22 protein-coding genes are annotated in these 23,231 nt (G+C 71.2%); 10 read left to right on the forward strand and 12 right to left on the reverse strand.

Going from position 1 to position 23,231, the window contains the following annotated elements:
• Positions 1-95 precede the first annotated feature (95 nt).
• Positions 96-539, forward strand: coding sequence for an SWIB/MDM2 domain-containing protein (locus VFE82_RS12635; protein WP_325000671.1), 444 nt, complete (start codon positions 96-98; stop codon positions 537-539).
• A 98-nt stretch (positions 540-637) separates the two neighbouring features.
• Here VFE82_RS12635 and VFE82_RS12640 read toward each other — a convergent pair whose 3' ends face one another.
• A complete protein-coding gene (locus VFE82_RS12640; RefSeq protein ID WP_325000672.1) occupies positions 638-2,341 on the reverse strand; it encodes a thiamine pyrophosphate-binding protein in 1,704 nt (567 codons plus the stop codon).
• Positions 2,342-2,383: 42 nt separating this feature from the next.
• Between VFE82_RS12640 and VFE82_RS12645 the strand changes: the two genes are divergently transcribed.
• The 5 genes from VFE82_RS12645 to VFE82_RS12665 all read left to right on the forward strand — a co-directional run bounded on the left by VFE82_RS12645 (position 2,384) and on the right by VFE82_RS12665 (position 7,413).
• Entirely contained in the window at positions 2,384-3,046 is a 663-nt protein-coding gene (locus tag VFE82_RS12645; protein ID WP_325000673.1) for a TetR family transcriptional regulator, read from the forward strand.
• A 96-nt stretch (positions 3,047-3,142) separates the two neighbouring features.
• Positions 3,143-4,114 (forward strand): tripartite tricarboxylate transporter substrate binding protein, encoded by a 972-nt coding sequence (locus VFE82_RS12650; RefSeq protein WP_325000674.1) that lies wholly within the window; start codon positions 3,143-3,145, stop codon positions 4,112-4,114.
• A 56-nt stretch (positions 4,115-4,170) separates the two neighbouring features.
• Complete coding sequence (locus VFE82_RS12655; RefSeq protein WP_325000675.1) at positions 4,171-5,334, forward strand: Gfo/Idh/MocA family oxidoreductase; 1,164 nt, start codon at positions 4,171-4,173, stop codon at positions 5,332-5,334.
• A gap of 10 nt (positions 5,335-5,344) precedes the next feature.
• Positions 5,345-6,529 carry a dihydrodipicolinate synthase family protein gene (locus VFE82_RS12660; RefSeq protein ID WP_325000676.1) on the forward strand — a complete coding sequence of 395 codons (1,185 nt, stop codon included), beginning with the start codon at positions 5,345-5,347 and terminating at the stop codon, positions 6,527-6,529.
• Between the two features lie 5 nt (positions 6,530-6,534).
• Positions 6,535-7,413 carry a sugar phosphate isomerase/epimerase family protein gene (locus tag VFE82_RS12665; protein ID WP_325000677.1) on the forward strand — a complete coding sequence of 293 codons (879 nt, stop codon included), beginning with the start codon at positions 6,535-6,537 and terminating at the stop codon, positions 7,411-7,413.
• Positions 7,414-7,462: 49 nt separating this feature from the next.
• Here the strand turns inward: VFE82_RS12665 and VFE82_RS12670 are convergent, their stop codons facing one another.
• On the reverse strand, positions 7,463-7,981 hold the full coding sequence (locus tag VFE82_RS12670) for a polymer-forming cytoskeletal protein (RefSeq protein ID WP_325000678.1): 519 nt from the start codon (positions 7,979-7,981) through the stop codon (positions 7,463-7,465).
• Positions 7,982-8,179: 198 nt separating this feature from the next.
• On the opposite strand from VFE82_RS12670, the gene VFE82_RS12675 reads away from it, so the two are divergent.
• The gene (locus VFE82_RS12675; RefSeq protein WP_325000679.1) at positions 8,180-8,869 is read left to right on the forward strand and encodes a hypothetical protein; all 690 of its coding nucleotides are present in this window, start codon (positions 8,180-8,182) and stop codon (positions 8,867-8,869) included.
• Between the two features lie 6 nt (positions 8,870-8,875).
• Here VFE82_RS12675 and VFE82_RS12680 read toward each other — a convergent pair whose 3' ends face one another.
• Genes VFE82_RS12680 through VFE82_RS12690 form a run of 3 tightly spaced genes read right to left on the reverse strand, consistent with a single transcriptional unit; the run spans position 8,876 to position 12,735 of the window.
• Positions 8,876-9,619 carry a general secretion pathway protein GspB gene (locus VFE82_RS12680; protein WP_325000680.1) on the reverse strand — a complete coding sequence of 248 codons (744 nt, stop codon included), beginning with the start codon at positions 9,617-9,619 and terminating at the stop codon, positions 8,876-8,878.
• 1 nt (position 9,620) lies between these two features.
• Complete coding sequence (locus VFE82_RS12685; protein ID WP_325000681.1) at positions 9,621-11,450, reverse strand: AAA family ATPase; 1,830 nt, start codon at positions 11,448-11,450, stop codon at positions 9,621-9,623.
• 55 nt (positions 11,451-11,505) lie between these two features.
• Positions 11,506-12,735, reverse strand: coding sequence for an MFS transporter (locus VFE82_RS12690; protein ID WP_325000682.1), 1,230 nt, complete (start codon positions 12,733-12,735; stop codon positions 11,506-11,508).
• A 71-nt stretch (positions 12,736-12,806) separates the two neighbouring features.
• Here VFE82_RS12690 and VFE82_RS12695 point away from each other — a divergent pair, with 71 nt between their 5' ends.
• Both VFE82_RS12695 and VFE82_RS12700 read left to right on the forward strand, forming a co-directional pair.
• Positions 12,807-13,655, forward strand: coding sequence for a helix-turn-helix transcriptional regulator (locus VFE82_RS12695; RefSeq protein WP_325000683.1), 849 nt, complete (start codon positions 12,807-12,809; stop codon positions 13,653-13,655).
• The gene (locus tag VFE82_RS12700) at positions 13,652-14,110 is read left to right on the forward strand and encodes an NUDIX domain-containing protein (protein WP_325000684.1); all 459 of its coding nucleotides are present in this window, start codon (positions 13,652-13,654) and stop codon (positions 14,108-14,110) included. Before VFE82_RS12695 ends, VFE82_RS12700 begins: the two co-directional genes overlap by 4 nt.
• Before the next feature lie 61 nt (positions 14,111-14,171).
• Here VFE82_RS12700 and VFE82_RS12705 read toward each other — a convergent pair whose 3' ends face one another.
• The 4 genes from VFE82_RS12705 to VFE82_RS12720 all read right to left on the reverse strand — a co-directional run bounded on the left by VFE82_RS12705 (position 14,172) and on the right by VFE82_RS12720 (position 20,956).
• Complete coding sequence (locus VFE82_RS12705; protein ID WP_325000685.1) at positions 14,172-16,418, reverse strand: ATP-binding protein; 2,247 nt, start codon at positions 16,416-16,418, stop codon at positions 14,172-14,174.
• On the reverse strand, positions 16,415-16,984 hold the full coding sequence (locus VFE82_RS12710; RefSeq protein WP_325000686.1) for a YfiR family protein: 570 nt from the start codon (positions 16,982-16,984) through the stop codon (positions 16,415-16,417). The genes VFE82_RS12705 and VFE82_RS12710 overlap by 4 nt, the downstream gene beginning before the upstream one ends.
• Positions 16,985-16,990: 6 nt before the next feature.
• The gene (locus VFE82_RS12715) at positions 16,991-18,883 is read right to left on the reverse strand and encodes a TonB-dependent receptor plug domain-containing protein (protein ID WP_325000687.1); all 1,893 of its coding nucleotides are present in this window, start codon (positions 18,881-18,883) and stop codon (positions 16,991-16,993) included.
• Positions 18,884-18,961: 78 nt separating this feature from the next.
• Positions 18,962-20,956 carry a S9 family peptidase gene (locus VFE82_RS12720; protein ID WP_325000688.1) on the reverse strand — a complete coding sequence of 665 codons (1,995 nt, stop codon included), beginning with the start codon at positions 20,954-20,956 and terminating at the stop codon, positions 18,962-18,964.
• Positions 20,957-21,133: 177 nt separating this feature from the next.
• Between VFE82_RS12720 and VFE82_RS12725 the strand changes: the two genes are divergently transcribed.
• Entirely contained in the window at positions 21,134-21,553 is a 420-nt protein-coding gene (locus VFE82_RS12725) for a J domain-containing protein (RefSeq protein WP_325000689.1), read from the forward strand.
• An 8-nt stretch (positions 21,554-21,561) separates the two neighbouring features.
• Here VFE82_RS12725 and VFE82_RS12730 read toward each other — a convergent pair whose 3' ends face one another.
• From VFE82_RS12730 to VFE82_RS12740, 3 genes are all read right to left on the reverse strand, one after another.
• A complete protein-coding gene (locus VFE82_RS12730; protein WP_325000690.1) occupies positions 21,562-21,810 on the reverse strand; it encodes a hypothetical protein in 249 nt (82 codons plus the stop codon).
• Positions 21,811-21,905: 95 nt separating this feature from the next.
• Positions 21,906-22,886, reverse strand: a complete 981-nt coding sequence (locus VFE82_RS12735) for an MDR family oxidoreductase (protein WP_325000691.1) — start codon at positions 22,884-22,886, stop codon at positions 21,906-21,908.
• A 35-nt stretch (positions 22,887-22,921) separates the two neighbouring features.
• Positions 22,922-23,197: a hypothetical protein gene (locus tag VFE82_RS12740; protein ID WP_325000692.1), complete on the reverse strand. Its 276-nt coding sequence runs from the start codon at positions 23,195-23,197 to the stop codon at positions 22,922-22,924.
• Between the last annotated feature and the right edge of the window lie 34 nt (positions 23,198-23,231).

Below are 23,231 nucleotides of genomic sequence, written 5' to 3' on the forward strand. Positions count from 1 at the left end.
CCCTTGGAAACGCGTTTTTTCTCCATTAGCATCCGCTCTGCCAGTGGATGCGCGTTGTCCTCTGGCGATCACTCAACTTCTAGAAGGAAATAGTCATGGCAACTGCGAAAAAAGCGGCGGCGAAAAAAGCGCCCGCCAAGAAGGCGGCTCCGGCGAAGAAGGTTGTCGCCAAGAAGGCGCCGGCGAAGAAGGCGGCACCGGCCAAGAAGGCTGCTCCCGCAAAGAAGGCAGTGGCGAAGAAGGCCGCTCCCGCCAAGAAGGCGGCTGCGAAGAAGGCTCCCGCCAAGAAGCGCACCCCGAACGCCGCCTTCATGAAGGCCCTGACCCCCAGCCCGCAACTGGCTGCCGTGGTCGGTTCGCAGCCGCTGCCCCGCACCGAAGTGGTCAGCAAGCTGTGGGCCTACATCAAGAAGAACAAGCTGCAGGACCAGACCAACAAGCGCATGGTCAACGCCGATGCCAAGCTGAAGGACATCTTCGGCAAGTCGCAGGTCTCGATGTTCGAGATGGCCGGCCTCATCGGCAAGCACGTCAAGTAATCGGCGCCTGCGCCAAGTGGAAGGGCCGCGATCAGCGGCCCTTTTTCATTTCTCCCCCCGCGTGGTGCGGTGGCGCTGCGGCCGGCCGGCGCGCGGCATCACTTGCGCTTGAGAGCCGCCTCGCGGATGGCGCCGAGCGTGCCCCGGGTCGTGATGACCTCCGGATCGAGCATCACCTCGATGAGCGTGCCCTGCCGCCGTTCCAGCGCCGCCAGGAAGGCCGGCTCGAATTCGGCCGTCCGCGTGATGCGCACCCCCTCGTAGCCATAGGCACGGGCGAGCGCCGCGAAATCGGGGTTGGCCAGGTGCGTGCCGTGCACGTGCTGCGGGTACTCGCGCTCCTGGTGCATGCGGATCGTCCCGTACATGCCGTTGTTCAGCAGGACGATGATGCTCTTGGCCCCGAACTGCGAGGCGGTGGCCAGCTCCTGCCCGTTCATGAGGAAGTCGCCGTCCCCCGCGATGGTGAAGGCCGTGCGCCCGCTCACCAGGTTGGCGGCGATGCCGGCCGGAACGCCATAGCCCATGGACCCCACGGTGGGAGCCAGCTGCGTCTTGTGCCCTTTGGCCAGGCCGTGGTGGCGGAAGAAGCGGTGCACCCAGCTGGCGAAGTTGCCAGCACCGTTGGTGAGCACCGCGTCGGGCGGCAAGTGCTTCTGCAGCAGGGCCACGATTGCCGGCATGTCGACCTCGCCGGGCAGCGGCTGCGGCACCAGGTTGCCCTCGTAGTCGGCATGCACCGCCTCGGCCCACGCCTGCCACGGCACTTCCGGCGGCGCCGCGAGGACCTCGAGCGAGCGGGCCGCCGCGTTCATCGTCGCGTTGATGGCGAGGTCGGGCTGGTAGACGCGGTGCAGCTCCTCCGCGCTGGCGTGGATGTGCACGAGCTTCTGGGTCGGGCGCGGCGCCTTCAGCAGCGTGTAGCCGCCGGTGGTCATCTCGCCCAGCCGCGGGCCGATGGCCAGCACCAGGTCGCTCTCCCTGATGCGCGCGGCCAGCTTGGGATTGATGCCGATGCCGACGTCGCCGGCGTAGAGCGGATGGTGGTTGTCGAAGGTGTCCTGGAAGCGGAAGGCGTTGCCCACCGGCAGTTTCCAGTTCTCGGCGAAGCGCTGCAGGGCCTGGGCGGCCTGCGGCGTCCAGCCGCCCCCGCCCGCGATCACGAAGGGGCGCTGGGCCGCCAGGAGCATCTCGCGCAGGCGGCGCAGCGACCCGGGATCGCTCCAGGCCTCCGCAGGGTCGACGCGGGCCAGCGGCTCGGCGCTGGTCATCCGGGTGAGCATGTCCTCGGGAAGGACGAGCACCACCGGACCGGGCCGGCCGTTCATCGCAGTGGCGAACGCGCGGGCGATGTATTCCGGAATCCGGTCGGCTTCGTCGATGCGCTCCACCCGCTTGGCCATGCCTTTGGTGCTGGGGCCGAAGAAGCTGGTGTATTCGACCTCCTGGAAGGCTTCGCGGTCGCGCTGGTCCGACGCCACGTCGCCGACGAACAGCACCATCGGCGTCGAATCCTGGAAGGCGGTGTGCACCCCGATGGACGCGTTGGTCGCCCCGGGACCGCGGGTCACGAAGCAGACGCCAGGGCGGCCCGTCATCTTGCCGACCGCCTCGGCCATGAAGGCCGCTCCGCCTTCCTGCCGGTTGACCACGAAGCGGATCTGCTCGCGGAACGCGTGGAAGCCGTCGAGCACGGCAAGGTAGCTTTCACCGGGGACGCCGAAGGCGTGGGTCACGCCCTGCGCGACCAGGCATTCGACGATCAGATGTCCGGCAAGCCGGGGAGCGCGTGGAGCTGACATGGCGACCTTGACTTAATTAACCATTCAGTGAATTATTCGGCCATGACCCGAGGCACCCGACGGGAACCTGCACCGGCCGCCGAGGAGCGGCTGCGCGACGCCGACCGCTCCCAGGGCACGATCTTAGCGGCGGCCCGCGACGAGTTCGCCCTCTTCGGCCTGGGCGGCGCGCGCATGGACCGCATCGCGGAGCGGGCCGGCCTGAACAAGCGGCTGATCTACTACTACTTCGAGGACAAGGAGAAGCTGTTCCAGGCGGTGCTGGAGCAGTCGTACCGCGACATCCGGGAGGCCGAACAGCAGCTGAACCTGCAGGAGCTCACGCCAGCGGACGCACTGCGCCGGCTGGTGGAGTTCACCTGGAGCTACTACCTCGAACATCCCGAGTTCCTGACCCTGCTGAACAGCGCCAATCTCCACCGGGCCCGGCACCTGCAGGAGTCGCGACGGGCCCGCGAGCTCAACTCGCCGCTGATCGAGCTGCTCGCGCAGATCCTGGAGCGCGGCAGGAAGGACGGCAGCTTCCGCGGCGGCGTCGACCCGGTCCAGCTGTACATCTCGATCGCCGGCCTCTCCTACTTCTACCTCTCGAACAACCACACCCTGTCGGCCATCTTCGGCCGCGACCTGATGGCGGCGAAGGCGCGCCAAGAAAGGCTGTCCCACATGTGCGACGTCATCCTCGGGTATGTCCTGAGGGACTGAGGCGCCAACGCGCCACCGCAGAGCTTGCGGGCCAGAGCCCGCTGCCTATAATTCACCAGGCAGTGAATTGAGACGATCCAACACAAGGAGACAACGATGCACCCGACCCGCCGCGCCCTCACCCTCTCGCTGGCCCTGCTCGCGCCCCTGGCCGCCATGGCGCAAGGCGCCTACCCGAACAAGCCGATCCGCGTGATCGTTCCGTTCGCCGCCGGCAGCACCACGGACATCATCGCGAGGGCGATCGCCGACAAGATGGGCCAGAGCATGGGCCAGCAGCTGGTCATCGACAACCGTGGCGGCGCCAGCGGCACCATCGGGCAGGCGGCGGTGGCGCAGGCTGCCCCGGACGGCTACACGATCATGATCCACTCGTCGTCGCACACGGTGAGCCCGCACACCTTCGCCAAGCTGCCGTTCGACACGCTGGGCGATTTCGCGGGCGTCACGCCGATCTCCAGCACCCCCAACGTCCTGGTGATCTCGCCGGCCAAGAACATCAAGACCCTGGCCGACCTGCTGGCCGCCGCCCGCAGCAAGCCGGGCAGCATGAACTTCGCCTCCGCCGGCCAGGGCAGCGCCACCCACCTGAACGCCGAGAAGTTCAAGCTGGCCGCGAAGATCGATGCCCAGAACATCCCCTTCAAGGGCTCGGCCGAAGCCGTGAGTGAAGTCATGGCCGGCCGCGTCGACTACTACTTCTCGCCGATCGCGCCGGTGATCGGCCAGATCCGCAACGGCCAGCTGGTGCCGCTGGCGGTCGGTTCGCCCAAGCGCGCCGCCGCCCTGCCCAACGTGCCGACCACCGCCGAGGCCGGCGTGCCCGGCTCCGAGTTCAACTTCTGGATCGGCATGTTCGTGCCGGCCAAGACGCCGAAGGACATCGTCAACCGCCTGAACGAGGAAGTCGTCAAGGCGCTGGCCACGCCCGAGGTGAAGGAGCGCTTCACGGCGCTCGGCGCCGATGCCTGGACGCTCAAGCCCGAGCAGTTCGACGCCTACCTGCGCGACGAAGTCGCGAGCAACGCCGCACTCGTGAAGGCCGCCGGCCTCGAAGTGCACAAGTAAGGTCCCTCTCTCCCACCAGCAGCAAAGGAGCCGCCCTTGCGGGCGGCGGCACGGCCATGCCCACTCAACGTCTCGGAATCATCATGCACGGCGTCACCGGACGCATGGGCATGAACCAGCACCTGATCCGCTCCATCGTCGCCATCCGCAACCAGGGCGGCGTCACCCTGTCCAACGGCGACAAGGTCATGCCCGATCCGATCCTGATCGGCCGCAACGCCGAGAAGATGGAGGCGCTCGCCCGCTCGCAGAAGATCGAGCGCTGGGGCACCGACCTCGACAAGGCCCTGGCCAACCCGCAGGACACCGTCTTCTTCGACGCCGGCACGACCCAGATGCGCCCCCAGCTGCTGGCCAAGGCCCTGCGGGCCGGCAAGCACGTCTACTGCGAGAAGCCGATCGCCACCAACCTGAACGAAGCGGTCGAGATCGCCCGGCTGGCGCAGGCGTCCGGCCTGAAGCACGGGGCGGTGCAGGACAAGCTGTTCCTGCCCGGGCTGCGCAAGCTGGACATGCTGCGCCGCGCGGGCTTCTTCGGACGCATGCTCAGCGTCCGGCTGGAATTTGGCTACTGGGTGTTCGAGGGCGACCTCCAGCCGATCCAGCGTCCGAGCTGGAACTACCGGTCCGAGGACGGCGGCGGGATGATCCTGGACATGATGTGCCACTGGCGCTACGTGCTGGACAACCTGTTCGGCGAGGTCAAGTCGATCTCCTGCCTGGGCGCCACCCACATCCCGCAGCGCTGGGACGAAGCCGGCAAGCCGTACAAGGCCACGGCTGACGACGCCGCCTACGCCATGGCGGAACTGGTCGGCCACAACGGCGAGCCGGTGGTCGCGCAGATGAACATGTCGTGGGCCACGCGCGTGCGCCGCGACGACCTGGTGACGTTCCATGTCGACGGCACGCACGGCTCGGCGGTGGCCGGCTTGCAGGAGTGCCGTGCGCAGAGCCGCGTCACCACGCCGCGGCCGGTGTGGAACCCCGACGTCAAGCAAACCATGAACTTCTTCGAGCAGTGGCAGGAGGTGCCCGACTCGCAGGTGTACGACAACGGCTTCAAGATCCAGTGGGAGCACTTCATCCGCCACGTGGTCGAGAACGAGCCCTACCGCTGGACCCTGCCGGAAGGCGCCAAGGGCGTCCAGCTGGTCGAGGCAGCGCTGCAATCGTGGAAGGAGCGCCGCTGGGTCGACGTTCCGGCACTGCAGGTCTGAGGAGCCGCCGATGGCCCTGACCGTCACCCTTCCCGCCGCCGGCGGCACGCTGGCGCCCTATGCCCTGCGGGGGACGACGCCGGTGCGGCCCGCTGCGGGCGTCGCCTTCAACCGGATCGCGTACTCGGCCGCCCACGTGGTGGCCGACCCGCGCGCCGCCATCGATCCCTGGCTGCAGTCGGCGATCGACTGGGACGCCACCATCGCCTACCGGCGCCACCTCTGGTCGCTCGGCCTGGGCGTCGCCGAGGCGATGGACACCGCCCAGCGTGGCATGGGCCTGGACTGGCCGACGTCGCTGGAGCTGATCCGCCGCTCGCTCGAGGCCGCCGCCGGCACGCCCGGCGCGCTCGTGGCCAGCGGCTGCGGCACCGACCACCTCGCACCCGAGAACGCGCGCAGCGTCGACGACGTGATCCGCGCCTACGAGGAGCAGATGGCCGCGATCGAAAAGCTCGGCGGCAAGCTGATCATCATGGCCAGCCGCGCGCTGGCACGCGTGGCCAGCGGCCCGGCGGACTACGAGCGGGTGTACGACCGCATCCTCACGCAGGCCAGGCAGCCGGTGGTCCTGCACTGGCTGGGCGAGATGTTCGATCCGGCGCTGGCGGGCTACTGGGGCAGCGCCCGGGCCGACCAGGCGATGGACACGGCGCTGGGCGTCATCGCGGCGCATGCGTCCAAGGTGGACGGCATCAAGATCTCCCTGCTCGACAAGGACAAGGAGATCGCGATGCGCCGCCGCCTGCCGGCTGGCGTGCGCATGTACACCGGCGACGACTTCAACTATGCCGAGCTGATCGCCGGCGACGGCTTCGGCAGCGAGCCGACGCACGGCCGCAGCGACGCGCTGCTGGGCATCTTCGACGCGATCGCCCCGGCGGCCAGCGCCGCGCTGGGCGAACTGGCCCAGGGCAACGTGGAGCGCTTCCACACGATCCTCGGCCCGACCGTGCCGTTGTCGCGCCACATCTTCGCGGCGCCGACCCGCTTCTACAAGACCGGCGTGGTGTTCATGGCCTGGCTCAACGGCCACCAGAAGCATTTCGCCATGGTCGGCGGCCAACAGAGCGCGCGCAGCCTGGTGCACTTCGCCGAGCTGTTCCGGCTGGCGGACGCGGCCAACCTGCTGGAGCAGCCCGAGCTGGCGGTCCGGCGCATGCAGACGCTGCTGGCCCTGCACGGCGTGGAGTGACCGCCATGCGCGACTTCTCGCAGGACCATCGCTGGCTGTCGATCAACACGGCCACCTTGCGCAAGAGCCGCGGCGCGGATCTGCCGCTGCCCGCCATCCTCGACCTGTGCGCGCAGCGCGGCGTGCGGGCGGTCTCGCCGTGGCGCGACCAGGTGGCCGCCGCAGGACTCGGCAACGTCGCGCGCCTCGTCCGCTCGCACGGCCTGGCGTTGTCCGGCTACTGCCGCGGCGGCATGTTCCCGGCCGTGGATGCGGCCGGACTGGAAGCGGCGCACGACGACAACCGGCGCGCGGTGGACGAGGCGCGCGAGCTCGGCGCCACCTGCCTGGTGCTGGTGGTGGGCGCGCTGCCGGGGGCGCTCGGCGGCCGGGCGGCGCACAAGGACATCGGGCTGGCCCGCACCCAGGTGCGCGACGGCATCGGCCGCCTGCTCGACTACGCCCGCAGCGTGCAGATGCCGCTGGCCATCGAGCCGCTGCATCCGATGTACGCAGCGGACCGTGCCTGCGTGAACACGATGGAGCAGGCGCTGGACTTGTGCGACGAGCTGGATCCGTCGCGCTCCGGCGCACTGGGCGTGGCGGTGGACGTGTACCACGTGTGGTGGGATCCCAAGCTGCAGGCGCAGATCGAACGCGCCGGACGCGAACGCCTGCTGGCGTTCCACGTCTGCGACTGGCTCACGCCGACGCAGGACCTGCTCAACGATCGGGGGATGATGGGCGACGGCGTCATCGACATCCCGCGCATCCGCGGCTGGGTCGAGAGCCAGGGGTTCGCCGGCTACAGCGAGGTGGAGATCTTCTCCACCGGGAACTGGTGGCAGCGCGATGCGTCCGAGGTGCTGGACACCTGCATCGCCCGCCACCGCAGCGCGGTCTAGCGCCGCGCCGACGGGGACAGCACCTTGCGTGCTGCCCGCGAGATGCCGCTCAGGCGACCTGCAGCTTGGCGACGGCCGGCCGCGCGGCGCTGGTGGCGGCAGAGGCGGAGGCACCGAACTCGATCTCGCCGGACAGCTGGCCGCCTTCTTCGATCACGACCTTGCCGTAGCGGATGCGGCCGGTGACCTTGCCGGTCGAGTAGATCACCAGCTTCTGGCGCACGGTCAGGTTGCCGTCGAACGAGCCGCGGATCTCGGCCACGTCGATCTCGGCGGAGCCCTTGAACGAGCCGCGCTCGGAGATCTGGATCATGCGCGAGTCCATCGTGGCCTCGACCGAGCCCTCGACCACGAGCGTGTCGCAGTCGGTGATCTCGACGCCCTTGAGCTTGATGTTCGGGCCGACGGTCAGCTTGGCTTCGCCTTCCTGGATGGGAGCAGCAGCCGCGGCGACGGGCGCGACCGGCGCGGTGGCGGCGGCGGACAGCGCGGCGCCATTGGGGGTGTTCGGGCGCACCGTGGTGTCGTCACGCTTGTTGCTGTTGAAGAAGGGGGACTGCAGTGCCATTTCCGTGCCTCGTCAGTGGTGTGTTGAAGAGTCTCGGATGCTATGGACGAGCTCGCTTACACGCATCCCCAACCGCGCAAGTTCGGTAACCGTTTACATGCCGCAGCATTGCGGCCGAGCGGCCACAGCGCGTGTAACAGCGATTGATGCGTCCCGGGCGCGCGTGCACGATGAGCTGCACACAGGAAAGGGACTCCCATGAACGCACGCGCCTGGGCCGCAGCCGGCCTCGCGCTTCTCACGACCGCGGGCGCCGCGCTGGCCCAGGGTCTGCCGCAGGATGCCTTCGACACGCGCGCGTCGAACCTCATCGCCGTGCTGCGCGAGTCGGCGGGCGTCAACCAGTCCGAAGAGGTGCTTCAGCCCTACGGCACGCTGCGCGCGCAGCTGCCCGACGGCAGCGAAGTCGAGCTGGAGACGAGCTGGTTCCGCTACGTCGGCGACATGCACATCCGGCTGGTGTTTGACAGCAGCACCCAATTGCAGAGTGCGTCGCCCGAGGATCTCGACCGGCTGCGCCTGGAGCCGGAACAGGCGGTGCAGCTCGCCGTCTCCAACCTGCGCCGCGTCTACGGCGAGCCGACCACGCGGCCCTGGCAGGCCGGGCTGACCCAGGTGCTGGGGCGGGCCGACGACCTGAACAGCAGCTACATGCTCGACCGACCTTTCTGGCAAGGCCTGGAGGCGCGGCATCCGGGTGGCCTGGTGGTCGCGGTGCCGCAGCGCGGCGGGCTGCTCTACGCCCCTGCACGGGATCCGGACGCCGTGGCAGCCCTGAGGTTCAGCGCCGCCGCCATCTATGCAGCCGCCTCGCGCATGCGCGTGTCGTCGGCGCTGTACCTGTTCCGCGACGGGCACTGGTCGGTGTTCCAGCCGCCCGTTCACTGAACGCGCTCAGTAGCGCACCGTCCAGCGCTGGCCCTGCCAGCTCAGCACCGCCTGCTGCGGGCGGATCTGCTCGATCCGCACCCCGGGCGCTGCCTCGGCACCCTCGCCCACGACCTGGCCGTTGACGATCAGCATGCGCTGCGCGGCGGCCTGCGAGTAGACGCCCCCCGTGATGGCGAGGGCCGGCGCGCCGGCGGGGGCGGCGGCACCAGGCTGGCCGACGCCCGTGGCTGCGGCCGCGGAGGCTGTGCTGCCCGTGGTCGCGCCCGGGGCCGCCGGGCTCGCCTGGCGCTGACCGCTTGCCGACGCCCCCCCCTGCCCCGTGGCCGCCGCGACCGGCGTCGACCGGCGCGCCTGTGGACCCGGCAGCGTGCCCGTGGCCGGCTCCCGGGGCTCGGCACGCGCGACCGGCGCAGGCGGTGGCGGCTCGATGGCCGGCGCGGGCACCGGTGCGGCGGCCTGGGGCACCGTTCCCGCCCCGGAGGGCGCACCGGCGCCGGGAATGCTGGCCGGTGCCGCTTGCGGGACCGGGGCCGGCGCCGCCGGCGGTGCGGAGCCGCGCAGCGTCCATCCGACCGCCACCAGCGAGGCCAGGCCCGCCGCGACCAGCCCCCAGACCAGGGGTGAGCGCAGCAGGTCGCGGCGCGCATCATCCGCTTCGGCGGGGGCCGTGTGCGCATGCAGTCCGGGTGCGCGGCTGCGCTCCCGCTGTGCGTCGGCCTTGCGCAGGGCGTCGAGGATGTAGGACATGTCAGGGAGACGCGCGCAGGCGCGGCTCGTCAACGCCCGCAGTGCGGTTGAGTTGCATGAACGTCAGCGGCCCGAGCAGCCCGTCGACGGGCAGTCCCTGGGACAACTGGAAATTGCGGATCCGCACGGCCAGCGCAGGAGGCCGCGGCGCGTCGGGGCTTGCGGCCGGCACCGGCCCGAGCTGCTCTCCCACCCAGCGCACGAGCTCCGGCGTCTCGCGCTCCGGCGCCTGCCGGTCGAGGCCCGGTGGCGCGCGCCACAGGGAGGACCACTCGCCGTTCCAGCGCGAAGCCAGCGCGGCCAGCGTCACCGTCTGGCGGCTGCCCCCGGACTCCAGCGTGGCCGACTTGTCGCCGAGCGAGACGAGCAGCGCGTAGGAAGGCGTTCCGCGCTCGCGGTCCAGCGTGACGATGCCGGGCCGATCGAGCTGGCGGATCAGCGACAGCGACAGGATCCGCGAGAAGCACTGCAGGGATTCCTGCGCCAGCGCCTTGCAGGGCTCGCCCGGCCCCACCTCGACCTTCCAGGCACGGGCCAGCTCGCGCCAGGCCTGTCGCTCGTCGCGCAGCAGCGTGGCCGGCGCGCTCGACGACGCCAGCGGCGCGGTTGCGGCCGGCAGCGCGGACGCGGCGGAGACCGGCGATGCCGGCATGCTGGCGGCACCGGCGGCGCTGGCAGCGGCGACGGCACTGGACGCGGCGGCTGGCGGCGGTGCCGCCGAAGCGGCCGAAGCGGCTGGCGGCGCGGAACGGGCCGCGGCAGCGGATGCAGCGGACGCGATCGCAGTCGTGGCACTCGACGCCGCCGGCGAACCCGGCGACGCCACGACCGGCGCGCGCGGCCCTGGAACCATCGACGCCGAACCCGACGCGGCGGCGACCCGCGGGGACGGGCCCGGTCGCGCATCCAGCCAGCGGTTGCCCGCCTGCACCAGCGCGCCACCCGCGACCACGCCCAGGGCCAGCATGAAGGCCGGGCGCGCGGCAGGCCGTGCCCCAGCGCTCGTCGCCGGCCGCGGGAACACCTCGCGCGCGGCCTGGTCGATGATCCGTGGCGTGACCGCGGCTTCGCTGCGTGCGAAGGCCCCCAGCAGTGCGCGGTCGCACAGCAGGTTGATGCGCCGTGGCACGCCCCTGGTGAGCCGGTGCACCCGGTCCAGTGCCCGGCGCTCGAACGGCAGCGCGCGCGCCAGGCCGGCGACCTCCAGGCGGTGGCGCACGTACTGCCCTGTCTCCTGTCGGCTGAGGGCGTCCAGGTGGTAGCGCGCGATCACGCGCTGGGCCAGCTGCTCCAGGCCGGGGCGGGCTAGCACCGAGCGCAGCTCCGGCTGGCCGATCAGGATGATCTGCAGCAGCTTGCGCTCGTTGGTCTCCAGGTTGGTCAGCAGGCGAAGCTGCTCCAGCACGTCCTCGGACAGGTTCTGCGCCTCGTCGATGATGAGCACGCTGTTGCGGCCGCGCGCGTGCGCATCGAGCAGGAACGCGTTGAGCGGATCGAGGTAGTCCTTGACCGTGCGCGGACCACCTTCGTGCGGCGGCACGGCGATGCGGAACTCGTCGCAGACCGACTGCAGCAGCTCGGTGGCGGTGAGCTTCGGATTGAAGATGTAGGCGACGTTGCAGCTGTCCGGGATCTGGTCCAGGAAGCAGCGGCACACCGTGGTCTTGCCGGTGCCGATCTCGCCGGTCAGCAGCACGAAGCCGCCGCCGGCCCCGAGGCCGTACAGCAGGTGGGCGAGCGCCTCGCGGTGGCGCTCGCTCATGAACAGGTAGCGCGGATCCGGCGCGATCGAGAACGGCTCCTGCGACAACCCGAAATACGGCGCGTACATGGGCCGCAAGGATAACCGTGACGCGGCGGCCGGCGCGCCGCGCCGGGCCTGCGGGTCAGGCGGGAGACAGGCCGGTGCGGCGGGCGCGCCGCACGTTGAAGGCGCTCGTGATCAGCAGCAACTGGGTGATCACCAGCCCGATCCACACGCCGGTGTACTGGCCGTGGTCCATCAGCCGGCCGAACACCAGCGGCGCGAACGCCTGCCCGATGTCCAGCCCCGAGTACACGACGCCGTACACCCGGCCGGTGGCGTGTTCGGGCGTGGACCGCTTGACTAGGAGATCGCGCGACGGGCCCGAGAGCCCGCTGGCGAATCCCATCACCCCGAACAGGAACGGGACCGAGGCGGCCGGCACCGGCGCCAGCCCGATCACCAGGGCCACGACGGCGGCGCCGCCGAACGCCAGGCCCACGATGCGCTCGCAGCGGCTCGGATCCTTCGCGAGGAACCCGCCCAGCACCATGCCCCCGGCGCTGCAGACCATGTAGACCGTCAGGCACATCGCGGCCAGCGCCACCGGCACGTCGTGCAGGTGCCGGGCGGCTTCGGGGGCGAACGCCTGCACCACGCTCAGCACCATGGCGTAGACGAAGAAGAAGGCGAAACACATCCAGACCGCCGGGATCCGCAGGAAGTCCAGCGCCGGCCCGCTGGCGGTCGGGCTGTCGGCGACCTTGGGGGCGCTGCGCGGCAAGGCCAGCCGATCGCGCTGCAGCCAGAGCACCAGCAGCACCAGCCAGGCGAGGCCGCCGGCAGTGGCGAGCGCCGCGCGCCACGACGCCGCCATGGCGATCGGCACCACCAGCGCCGGTGCGAGCGCCCATCCGAGGCTGCCGGTGATGCCGTGGACGCTGTAGGCGTGTCCGAGCCGGGCCGCGCTGATCTTGCGGTTCAGGAGCGTGTAGTCGACCGGGTGGAACACGCCATTGCCCACGCCTGCGACCAGGGAGAAGGCGGCCATCATCCAGTAGCTGGTGCTCGCGGCGAAGCCGAACGCGGCCAGGCCGACCAGGGCCAGTCCGCCGAACAGCACCGGGCGCGGACCGTGCCGGTCGACCAGGAAGCCCGATGCGGTCTGCACCGCACACGACGTGACGAAGAAGATCGTCATCAGGAAGCCCAGCTCGGTGTAGCCCACGCCGAACGCCTCCTTCAGCCAGGGGAACAGCGGCGCCAGCAGCAACTGGCTGAAATGGCTGATGAGGTGCGCCAGGCCGACCAGCCCGATGACGCCGGCCTCCTGCCGCAGGTTGGGGGACAGCGTGGCGGTGGCGGTCTGCATGCGGCAATGCTAGCCATGCCGGATTGCGACGGAACGCCAGCTTCCGTCGATTTCCGGCCAAAATCGACGCCATGCCGCACCGCCCCGCCCGACTGCACCTGCCGGTGGGCGACACCGGCAGTTTCGAGCCCACCCCCGGGCGCGCGGTGCGCCTGCGCACCCGGCACCTGCCGGCCGACGCCCATTTCGAGCCGCACCGCCATGCCTGGGCGCAGCTGGCCTACTGCGCGAGCGGCGTGCTGCAGGTCACCGCGTTCGATCGCACCGGCCACGCGGACGAAGTCACCTACATCGTCCCGCCGTCGCGCGCGGTCTGGATCGCGCCGGGTGCGCGCCACGCGGTCCACGTACTCGAGCGCGCGGAGTTCCGCACCCTGTACCTGCACGCCGGCGTCACGCCGGCAGGTTGGGAGGGCTGCCGCGTGATCGTCGTCTCGCCGCTGCTGCGGGAGCTGGTCGGCGCGCTCGACGAGGCGGCAGCGTCCCGGGCCCGCGAACGCCTGCTGGTGCAGGTCGTGCTGGAGGAATTGCGCCATGCGGCGGCGCAGCCGCTGGGCGTGCCGCTGCCGCCACCCGGCGGCGACAAGCGGCTGCGCGCGCTGTGCGAAGCGGTGCTGCGCTCGCCGGGCCAGCGGGCCAGCCTGGCCGGCTGGGCGGCCGACGTCGGTGCCAGCGAGCGCACGATGGCGCGCCTGTTCCAGGCCGAACTGGGCACCGGCTACCAGCAGTGGCGCCAGCAGGCGGTGCTCGCCCACGCGCTGCCGCTGCTGGCCCAGGGACTGCCGGTCGGCCGCGTGGCCGCCGCGACGGGCTATGCGAGCGAGAGCGCGTTCAGCGCGATGTTCAAGGCGGCGATGGGGCAGCCGCCCCGCGCTTTCCAGGCCCGCCGGCGTTCCCCGGATGGCGGGAGCGCGTCATGACGAGCGCCGGCCTGCTGCTGTACCGGCGCGGCCCGGGTGGCCTCCAGGTGCTGCTGGCCCACCCGGGCGGGCCGTTCTGGGCACGGCGCGACGACGGCGCCTGGACCCTGCCCAAGGGCGAGGTGCAGCCGGACGAGGACGCGCTGGCGGCCGCGCGCCGCGAATTCGCCGAGGAGACCGGCATGGCACCGCAAGGCGAGGTGCAGCCACTGGGCGAGGTGCGCCAGCGCGGCGGCAAGCGCGTGCTCGGCTGGGCCCTCGAGGGCGACTTCGACCCGGCGATGCTGCGCTCCAACGAATTCGAGCTGGAGTGGCCGCCCAGGTCCGGGCGGCGGCAACGGTTTGCGGAGGTGGACCGCGTCGCCTGGTTCGACCTGGACCTGGCGCAGGCCAAGCTGCTCGACGCGCAACGGCCGTTTCTCGACCGGCTCGCGGCGCTGGTGTCGCCGGACTGAGCACACCGCCGCTGCGCGCGGCACGCCTGGCAGTGCGCGCCGCCGCAGCCGCCGGACCCGGTCACCGAGCGGGCGAGGTCTCGCCGGGCGGCAAAGCGCGCCGCAGCAGCGGCTCGAGCGCCGAGAAGTCCACCGGCTTGGTCAGGTGGTGGTCGAAGCCGGCCTCCTGCGCGCGCCGCCGGTCCTGCTCGGCACCCCAGCCGGTGATGGCAATGATCCGCATCCCCGCGAACTGCGGCTCGCGGCGCAACAAGGCGGCGACCTCGTAGCCGTTCAGGCCCGGCAGGCCGATGTCCAGCAGCGCGACGTCGGGCCGGAACTCGCGGGCCGCTGCCAGCACCTGCGTGCCGTCGTGCACGAGGCGCACCTGGCAGTCGGCCATTTCCAGGACCTGGCCCAGTGTCTCGGCGGCATCGACGTTGTCGTCCACCAGCAGCACCTTCAGGCCGCTGGGTGCCTCGGCTGCCCCAGCCGCAGGTGGTTCTGTGAGCGCCAAGGCGCCGCTCGGCAGGCACGGCAGGCGCATGGTGAAGACGCTGCCGCGGCCAGGCCCCGGACTGCGGGCGGCGACCGTGCCGCCATGCAGGGCCACCAGGCTGCGGACCAGGTACAAGCCGATCCCCAGGCCGCCCTGGGCACGGTCCATGCTGCTGCGCACCTGGGCGAAGAGCGAGAAGATGGACTCCAGCATGTCGGGCGGGATGCCCTCGCCGTTGTCCTCCACCTCGATCGCCGCCCAGGCGCCCTCGCGGCGCAGGCGCAGCGCGATCCGCCCGCCCGCAGGCGTGTACTTGGCCGCGTTGTTCAGCAGGTTGCCCAGCGCCTGCGCGAGGCGCGTGGGATCGCCCATCACGTGGATGTCGTCCTCGGGCACGTCCACGTCCAGGCTGTGCCCCGCAGCCGCGACTGCCGGCCGGCTGATCTCGAGGGCGCTGTCCACCACCGGGCGCAGGGGAATGCGCGCGATCTCCAGCCGGATCTTGCCGCTGTTGATCCGCGAGATGTCCAGCAGGTCGTCGATCAGCCGGATCATGTGCGTCAGCTGCCGCTCCATCGTCGCGCGCGTCCGGTCGGAGAGCGGCCCGTTGGCCTTGTCCTTCTTCAGGATCTCGAGCCCGGTGCGGATCGGCGCGAGCGGATTGCGCAGCTCGTGCGCCAGGGTGGCGATGAATTCGTCCTTGGCGCGGTTGGCATCCTGCAGCACGCGTTCGGCCTCCTTGCGCTCGGTCACCTCGACCACCGAGCCCGCCATCCGGAAGGCCTGCCCCGCCGGATCCCGCAGTGCCGCTCCCGCTACGAAGAACCAGCGCCAGCGACCGCTGCTGTCACGCAGCCGGCACTCGACCTGGAACGGCTGGCCGTGCCGCAGGTGCGCGCGCAGTCCGTCGTGGACGAGGCCGCGATCGTCCGGATGCAGCACCTTCTCGATGGACCCCGGCACGTCCGGGAAGTCGTCCTGGGCATACCCCAGCAGCCCCTTGAAGCGCGGCGAATAGAACATGGTGCCGGCGGGCATGTCCCAGTCCCACAGCCCGGCGCTGGAGCCGCGCACCGCCAGCTGGTAGCGCGCCTCGCTCATGCGCAGCGCCTGGTTGGCCGCCTCGAGCGTGCGCGCCCGCCGCCCGAGTTCGTCGAGCATGGCGTTGAAGGCGTCCACCAGGTCGCCCACCTCGTCCTCACTCACCTTGCGGGCACGCAGGTCCGCAGTCTCGCCGCGCAGGATCTTGCGGGCCACTTCGCTGACGTCGAGAATCGGGCCGGTGAGTGCGCGCTGCAGCCGGTTGGACAGCAGCAGCGCGGCCACCAGGCTGCCCCCCATGACCAGCACGAGCATGCCGATGGTCGCGAAGGCCGCCTGCACCCGGTCGTGCTGCATCTGCACGTACACCGTGCCCACCTGCTCGCGGTTGGCCAGCACCGGGCGCCAGGCCACGGCCCAGTCGCCCTTGACGGTCACGCCCGGCGCCAGCGCCTTCGGGGGGAACTCGACGCGACCCGGCTCGGCCTCGTAGGTGGCGAACAGCCCGCCCGTGGCGTCGTAGAGCGCCGCCGCGGTGACGTTGCGGCGGGCGCGCAGCACCGCCAGGTTCTCGGCGGCCACGTGCGGGTCGCCGAAGGTCAGGGCCGGCGAACTGGCCAGCGCAATCACATCGGCCTGCGTGGCCAGGTCGTCGCGGGTGTCGTCCAGCTCCCGGCGCAACTCGACGAACAGCAGCGCCGACGCCGCCACCAGCAACGCCGTCAGCGTCGTGGCCGCCAGGATCGCGTGCAGCTTGCTGCGGATGGAACGGGTCTGCAGCAGCTTCATCGTGCACGCTCGACTGTCTGGGCGACCGCGAGCAGCCGCGCGCTCAGGCGCAGCCCGCGCGCTTCGGCAGCCGGCAGCGATGCGGCAAAGCGCACCCGGCCGCCCTCGGCGACGAAGTTGAGGATGCCGCCCAGGCGCAAGCCGTTCTCCTGCTCGGTCACGACCAGCACCGGCCCCTCGATCGCGCCGGCCGTCTCGCGCACGCGGCCCTCGCGGCCGGCACCGACCAGGACCACGTGCAACGGGCCGGCCTCTCCCGGTTCGCGCAACCGGCGCACGGCGATCGACCGCCCCTCCACTGTCCGGCCGGCAACGATCTGCTCCAGGTCGGCGGCCACGGCGTCGTTGCCCAGCACGCCGATCACGAGCGGGGCGTCCGGACGTTCGAAGGTGCCGGACGGCCAGTCGACGAACCCGGCGAACTTGTAGAGGAATGCGGCCTTGACGGCGCTCTCGCGTGCCGGGACCGGCTCCTGGGCGCCTGCGACCGGCCAGCCGGCCAGCAGCCAGCCGACCAGCAGCAGCACCGCCGGCCAGCATCGTGGGGGCTGCGGGGCCCGGTCCATGGCGGCCTACTGCTCCCAGGTGACCCGCAGCATCAGGCGTCGCTGGATCACGCTGGCGGACGCCGGGGCGTTGAATTCGACATGGCCCGGGTCGAACAGGTTCTGCCCGATCACGGCGATCCGCATGGCCCGCGTGAGCTGCAGCGCGAACTGGGCGTCGACGGCCGTGTAGCCGGGGACCTGCGGATCCCGCAGATCGCCCACGCGGCGCAGCAGCAGGTCCAGTTCGCCATGGCGGCCCAGGTTGTGGCTGGAGCGCAGCGACCACTGCGTGTGCGGATCGTTGCCCAGTCCCGGGAACGACGACGTCTCGGGACTGAGCCCGCGGGCATAGCGCAGGTCCTGTCGCAAGTTCAGGTATCCGGCCATCAGGCGCCAGTGCCGGGTCGCCTGCCACTGGGCCCAGCCCTCCAGCCCGTCGATCGGACCCTCGACCAGGTTCTCCACGGTGGCCGGGAGTTGGCCGGGCACGCCGGCACGAAGGCCGGAGAACTGCTGGCGGAACAAGGTGGCCGACCAGCTGAAGTCGCTGCCGACCTGCGCCCGGTGCCCGAGCTCGTAGACATGGGCGACCTCGGATCGGAAGTTCGGCCCGCCCGCGATCACGAACGGCGGCCGCCCCGGCAGGAAGAAGTCGCGGTCGATCCGGGATGGCGCCCGCACCGCGCGCGAGACCGACGCCCAGGTGGTGGACGTCGGCGTGTGGAACCAGGCTGCCCGCAGGCTCGGCAGGAACTCCAGCCCGGTGTAGCTGTTGCGTTCGAGCTTGGTGCCTGCGGTCAACTGCAGCTTGCCGGCCCATGCCCGCTGGTATTGCGCGAACAGGTGGGACCAGCCGAGGGTGCGTGCAGCCGGGGCGAACAGGATGGAGGCGGTGGGCTGGTTCTCGTCGCGGGTCTCGCGGTGGCCGGCACCCCACAACAGCTGGCCGACCGGAACCTTCGCTTCGTGCGAGAACTGCAGGTCGGTGGTGCGCGCCTTGGTGCGGAACAGCGTCACGTCGTCACGCGCCACATCGTCGTACGACGCCTGGACCTTGTACGCGGAGCCGTCGGCGAAGGTGCTGCTCCAGCGGCCCAGCAGGTTGCCGCCGCGCAGCACCGGGGCGAAGTTGTTCGCGGGCTGCTCGCCCCCCTGGTAGAGGTCGCCCTGCAGGGTGAGCGACGACACGCCCCAGTTCCAGTCCGAACGGAAACCGCCCTGGTCGCGCCGGCTCTCGTCCGCGCGGGCGGCCCCGCTGGGCAGGACCGTGTTGCCACGGTCCTGCGCGAGCAGGTACAGCCGCATGCTGCCGTTCTCGCCCAGGGCCGTGCCCCAGCGTGCCACTTCACGCCCGCCGGCGCCCGACCGCGTGACGGACACGAGCACGCCCTCGGTCTCGCGTGCACGGCGGGTGACGACGTTGATGACCCCGTTGACCGCGTTCGCGCCCCACAACGTGCCGCCCGGTCCGGAAATGACCTCGATGCGGTCGACGTCCTCCAGCACGACGTCGTTCGCATCCCAGAACACGCCGGCGAACAGGCTGGAGTAGATCGTGCGTCCATCGATCAGCACCAGCAGCTTGTTGGAGATCGAATCGTTGAAGCCGCGCGCGCTGATGGCCCACTGGCCGGCGCTGGTCTGCGCCACCTGCAGGTTGGGCGCCAGCCGCAGGGCCTGCGGCAGCGACTGCGCACCCGAGCGGCGGATCTCCTGCCCGGTGATGACGTAGACGGAAGCCGCCGCCTGCTGCAGGCTTTCGGAGCGGCCCGACACGGAGGTGACCTCGAGCGCGCTCAACTGCTCCAGGCTCAGATCCGCCAGCTCCACCGCCGAGGCCACCTGCTGCCCCTCGGCACGCGCGGCGACGGTCCACAGACAACAAACGGCCAACAACCCGGCCCAGCAACTCTTCATCGGCGTTCCCTTCGGGAGCGCGATCTTAGAGGTTTGTTACAGCTGCGGACGGCTAGCGCGACAATTGTGGTCCTTGTCCTACATTGCCTCCTGGGCTGCAGGTTGGCCCGTCACCGACTTGCCCGCCCGGTCCGGCCCGCACCACCGCTCCACCCAGGCCACGATGCGCCGGGCCGCGTCGCGCCGGCAGGTCGGCGCGCCCTGGTCCAGGAAGTGGTGGTCCGCGCCCGGATAGACGACCAGTTCGGCGGGCGTGTCGCCGGCACGCATGAGGCTCACGAACATCTCCTCGGACTGGCAGCGCGGGCAGCGCTCGTCCTCCTTGCCGTGCATGAACAGCACCGGCGTGGTCGACTTCTCGATGTGCTGCAAGGGCGACAGCTCCCGGGCCTTCTTGCGGTCGAAGTGGGGAGAGCTGCCCAGGTAGAACGGATCGGCGTAGTAGCCGCCGTCGGAGGTGCCGTAGTGCGTCTCGAGGTTGCCCACCGGCGCCATCACCACGGCCGCGCGGAACATCGCCGTGTGGCCGACGGCCCAGGCGCTGAAGAAGCCGCCATAGGACTTGCCGGAAATCGCTAGGCGGTCGTCGCACACGCCATCCTGCTGCAACTGCGCGATGGCTGCCTGGTGCTGCGGCAGGTCCAGTTCGCCCCAGCGTCCCGTCAGGCGCCGGCAGAACTCGCGACCCTGGCTGGCCGAACCGACCGCGTTCAGCGCCAGCACCGACCATCCGCGCGAGCAGAGCACCTGCCAGAACACATTGGTGTCGAAGTCGAGCAGCGCATAGGCGGCGGGGCCGCCGTGGGCATCGTCGAGCAAAGGTCCGGGTCCCGTCGCCCCCTTCGCGCGGATCAGCCATCCGTGGATCGTCTCCTCGCCGCCGCGGCCGTCGGGCACCTGGAAGCTGCGGCGCTCGGCCGCCACCGCCACCCGCTCGTCCCACCAGGGGTTGAGGCGGCTGACCTGCCGCTCGCCGCGGCCCTGCGCATCGGCGGTCCACACCTCGCTGGGCAGGGAGGGATGCTCGATGCTGAACGCCAGCCGGGCGCCATTGGTGGCGAAGGCGCCGAGCTGACGCTCGCCACCGAGCAGCACCTCCAGGCCGCGGCCGTCCGCACCGATGCTGCAGACCTCGTGGCATCCGGCGCGGGCGCGGGTGAACACCAGCCGCGCACCGTCCGCGGACCAGTGCAGCGAGCCCGGGTCGGCGATCTCCAGATCCTCGTCGCCGAGCTGGCGCAACTCGCCGCCGCGGGCATCGAGCAGGTAGAGCGACGATTGCGCATCCCCCTCCTCCCGCGCCCCGGCGAAGGCGATCCAGCGCCCATCGGGCGACCACACGGGCTGCAACACGGTGGCCAGGCTCTCGGTCAGCCGGCGCGCGCCACTGCCATCGGCGTCGCACACCCAGAGGTCGGTGCGGTGCGCGAAGCGGCCCTCGCGCGTGCGGCAGAACGCGATCCGCTGCCCATCCGGGGAGGCGTCGAAGCCGAACACGTCGAAGTTGCCGTCGGTGAGCTGGCGATGCTCACCGGTGGCCACGTCCAGCCGGAACAGATGCACCTCGCGTCCCAGCATGTACCCCATCCCATCCGTCTTGTAGGGCAGCTTCCAGGCGACCTCCACCTTGACCTGCGGCCCTTCGGTGGGCTCGGGCGCCCCCCGGCCTCCTTTGCGGTCCGGATCGACCGGCACGGCAGCGGTCACGAGCAGGCTCGTGCCGTCCGGACTCCAGCGCAGCGACGAGACGCCCTTCAGTTCGCCGCAGGCGCGCGCCTCGCCGCCGTCGGCCGGCAGGAGGTGCGCCTGCATCGATCCCGAGCGCGGCGACACGAACGCGATGCACCGCCCTGCGGGCGCCCAGCGCGCGTTTGACTCCTGCCAGGGTCCGTTCGTCATGCGGCGGGGCGCCCCGCCATCCAGGGGGAACAGCCAGACGGACGAGCGGTGGCTGTCGTTCTCGCGATCGACTTCGCGCACGGTGCCGACGGCGCACTCCACGCCAGCAGTGCAGTCGAGTTGGGACACCTTGCGGTGCAGATCGAGGTCGTTGATTTCGAAGGGACGTCGCATGCCGCATCTCGGGCAATCGCCGTGCCCGGGGGTGCGCCGGCAGACGCGATGTTGTAGGAGCGCATCCCTGCGCCACGCCGATCGCCGCGGCGCTTGGCCGCGGACGTTCTCGAAGCTACACTTTCAGGAGCGCCGCAACGAGCTTCCGTGGGACCGCGAGCGGTGCAGCCGACAACGATGAAGCCGACCTTCGAGCCCAGCCACTACGACACCCTGCACGTCGCGCCCGACGCCACGGCCGATGCGCTGCGCAGCGCGTACCGCCGTGCGGCGCAGAAGCACCATCCCGATCGTTGCGGCGACGACCCCGCCGCGCAGCAGCGGATGGCCCGCATCAACGAGGCCTATGCCGTGCTGTCGCATCCCGAGCGGCGCGCCAGCTACGACCGGTGGGTGCAGGCCCGGCACGCCAGGCAGCGTGCCGAAGCGGCGGCCAGCGCCGCCCGCCCCTCTCGCCTGGCGGCCGCATGGCCCTGGGGACTGATCGCGGCCACCGCCGCATTCACGATGCTGACCATCGGGACCGTGCTGTACAAGACCTCGGCGGCGCCGCAGGCGCTGGCGGCCAAGTCCGGTGCGCTCGCCTCGGGGCGCTGAAGGCGTTCTCAGCCGAAGAAGCCGCGCGCCAGGTGGCGCGCGAAGTGCTCGGTCCACTCCCTGCCCGTGCTGGCGTCGTACTGGGCGGCCGCGCATGCCGACACGATGTGGACGCGTCGCATCAGTTCTCCCTCCACGGTCGCCACCGCCTCGTACATCTGCGCCCTGAAGCCGGCGGGATCGCGACCGCTGGCGCGGATCGCCGCCTCGAAGGCTTTCGCTTCAACCGCGGGGATGGGAGTGTGTCGCACCAGCATCTGAACTTCCTTGCGTTCCGACTCCACAACGCAGCCCAGCCGGGCGCGACGGACAGGGAAGATCCCGACAGTGCAACCAGGCGCAACCGCGGCGGTCAGCCGCCGGTGCGGACCACCAGCCGGCCGCGCACCTGGCCAGCCATCAGGCGCTGCGCATGCTCGACGGCGGCGTCCAGCGCGATCTCGGTGGTCATCGCATCGAGCCGGCCCGGCTCGATGTCGCGTGCCAGCCGCTCCCAGGCCTGCTCGCGCAGCGGCATCGGCGCCATCACGCTGTCGATCCCGAGCAGGCTGACGCCGCGCAGGATGAACGGCGCGACGGTCAGCGGCAGGTCCATGCCCTGGGCCAGCCCGCAGGCCGCCACCGCACCGCCGTAGCGCGTCTGGGCGCAGGCATTGGCGAGCGTGTGGCTGCCGACCGCGTCCACCACGCCTGCCCAGCGCTCCTTCTGCAACGGTTTTCCGGCCGCCGCGAGCTCGGCGCGGTCGATCACCGCGCTGGCGCCCAGCGCGTGCAGGTAGTCGGCCTCGGCCGCCTTCCCCGTGGCAGCCACCACCGTGTGGCCCAGGCGCGAGAGCAATGCCACCGCAACCGAACCGACGCCGCCCGTCGCACCGGTCACCAGCACGTCGCCAGCACCCGCCCGCAGGCCATGCCGCTCGAGCGCCAGCACGCACAGCATCGCCGTGTAGCCGGCCGTGCCGATCGCCATGGCCTGCCGGGCGTCGAACGCGGCGGGGCGGCGCACCAGCCACTCACCACGCAGCCGCGCCTTGCCAGCCAGGCAACCCTTGTGCATCTCGCCCACGCCGAAGCCGTTGAGGACGACCTGGTCACCCGGCTTCCATGCGACCGAGCGGCTCTCGAGCACGGTGCCGGCGCCGTCGATGCCCGCCACCATGGGCCAGCTGCGAACCACCGGCGAGCGGTTGGTGATCGCCAGGGCGTCCTTGTAGTTCAGCGTCGAGTATTCGATGGCCACGGTGACGTCGCCATCCGGCAGGAACGTGTCGTCCACCGCGCGCACCGACGCGCTGAAATCGGGCGATTTCTCGAGGACCAGGGCCGGGAACATCTGCGGATCTCTGCCGGGCACCAAGCCGCCGGAGCTCACTTGGGTTCCACGTCGGTCACGTCACCGCCGCGGCCGACGCGCGCACTCCCGCGCGCCGCGGCCTCGGGCCGCCGGGCGGGCCACCCGAAGCCGGGCTGTGGGCCGAAGCGCACCGCGAACGGACGCAGCGGACGTCCGGTCAGCCGGTGCCAGCCGGCCCACGCAAGCCAGACGCCCGCCAACAGCGTGGTCACGACGAGGGCGCCGGCGGCGACCACCAGGCCCGCGGCCACCAGCAGCAGGCGGAGCAGGAAAGTCAGGACGATGGGCATGGTCGCGCGCTCCTCAGGGGGTTGATGGACGATT

The sequence above is a fragment of the Ramlibacter sp. genome (assembly GCF_035655895.1).
Taxonomy (GTDB): Bacteria; Pseudomonadota; Gammaproteobacteria; order Burkholderiales; family Burkholderiaceae_C; genus Ramlibacter.

Bases quoted from the DNA above. Each gene is read 5' to 3' on its own strand.
- VFE82_RS12635 (WP_325000671.1), top strand. From the start codon at position 96: ATGGCAACTGCGAAAAAAGCGGCGGCGAAAAAAGCGCCCGCCAAGAAG.
- VFE82_RS12640 (WP_325000672.1), bottom strand. From the start codon at position 2,341: ATGTCAGCTCCACGCGCTCCCCGGCTTGCCGGACATCTGATCGTCGAA.
- VFE82_RS12645 (WP_325000673.1), top strand. From the start codon at position 2,384: ATGACCCGAGGCACCCGACGGGAACCTGCACCGGCCGCCGAGGAGCGG.
- VFE82_RS12650 (WP_325000674.1), top strand. From the start codon at position 3,143: ATGCACCCGACCCGCCGCGCCCTCACCCTCTCGCTGGCCCTGCTCGCG.
- VFE82_RS12655 (WP_325000675.1), top strand. From the start codon at position 4,171: ATGCCCACTCAACGTCTCGGAATCATCATGCACGGCGTCACCGGACGC.
- VFE82_RS12660 (WP_325000676.1), top strand. From the start codon at position 5,345: ATGGCCCTGACCGTCACCCTTCCCGCCGCCGGCGGCACGCTGGCGCCC.
- VFE82_RS12665 (WP_325000677.1), top strand. From the start codon at position 6,535: ATGCGCGACTTCTCGCAGGACCATCGCTGGCTGTCGATCAACACGGCC.
- VFE82_RS12670 (WP_325000678.1), bottom strand. From the start codon at position 7,981: ATGGCACTGCAGTCCCCCTTCTTCAACAGCAACAAGCGTGACGACACC.
- VFE82_RS12675 (WP_325000679.1), top strand. From the start codon at position 8,180: ATGAACGCACGCGCCTGGGCCGCAGCCGGCCTCGCGCTTCTCACGACC.
- VFE82_RS12680 (WP_325000680.1), bottom strand. From the start codon at position 9,619: ATGTCCTACATCCTCGACGCCCTGCGCAAGGCCGACGCACAGCGGGAG.
- VFE82_RS12685 (WP_325000681.1), bottom strand. From the start codon at position 11,450: ATGTACGCGCCGTATTTCGGGTTGTCGCAGGAGCCGTTCTCGATCGCG.
- VFE82_RS12690 (WP_325000682.1), bottom strand. From the start codon at position 12,735: ATGCAGACCGCCACCGCCACGCTGTCCCCCAACCTGCGGCAGGAGGCC.
- VFE82_RS12695 (WP_325000683.1), top strand. From the start codon at position 12,807: ATGCCGCACCGCCCCGCCCGACTGCACCTGCCGGTGGGCGACACCGGC.
- VFE82_RS12700 (WP_325000684.1), top strand. From the start codon at position 13,652: ATGACGAGCGCCGGCCTGCTGCTGTACCGGCGCGGCCCGGGTGGCCTC.
- VFE82_RS12705 (WP_325000685.1), bottom strand. From the start codon at position 16,418: ATGAAGCTGCTGCAGACCCGTTCCATCCGCAGCAAGCTGCACGCGATC.
- VFE82_RS12710 (WP_325000686.1), bottom strand. From the start codon at position 16,984: ATGGACCGGGCCCCGCAGCCCCCACGATGCTGGCCGGCGGTGCTGCTG.
- VFE82_RS12715 (WP_325000687.1), bottom strand. From the start codon at position 18,883: ATGAAGAGTTGCTGGGCCGGGTTGTTGGCCGTTTGTTGTCTGTGGACC.
- VFE82_RS12720 (WP_325000688.1), bottom strand. From the start codon at position 20,956: ATGCGACGTCCCTTCGAAATCAACGACCTCGATCTGCACCGCAAGGTG.
- VFE82_RS12725 (WP_325000689.1), top strand. From the start codon at position 21,134: ATGAAGCCGACCTTCGAGCCCAGCCACTACGACACCCTGCACGTCGCG.
- VFE82_RS12730 (WP_325000690.1), bottom strand. From the start codon at position 21,810: ATGCTGGTGCGACACACTCCCATCCCCGCGGTTGAAGCGAAAGCCTTC.
- VFE82_RS12735 (WP_325000691.1), bottom strand. From the start codon at position 22,886: ATGTTCCCGGCCCTGGTCCTCGAGAAATCGCCCGATTTCAGCGCGTCG.
- VFE82_RS12740 (WP_325000692.1), bottom strand. From the start codon at position 23,197: ATGCCCATCGTCCTGACTTTCCTGCTCCGCCTGCTGCTGGTGGCCGCG.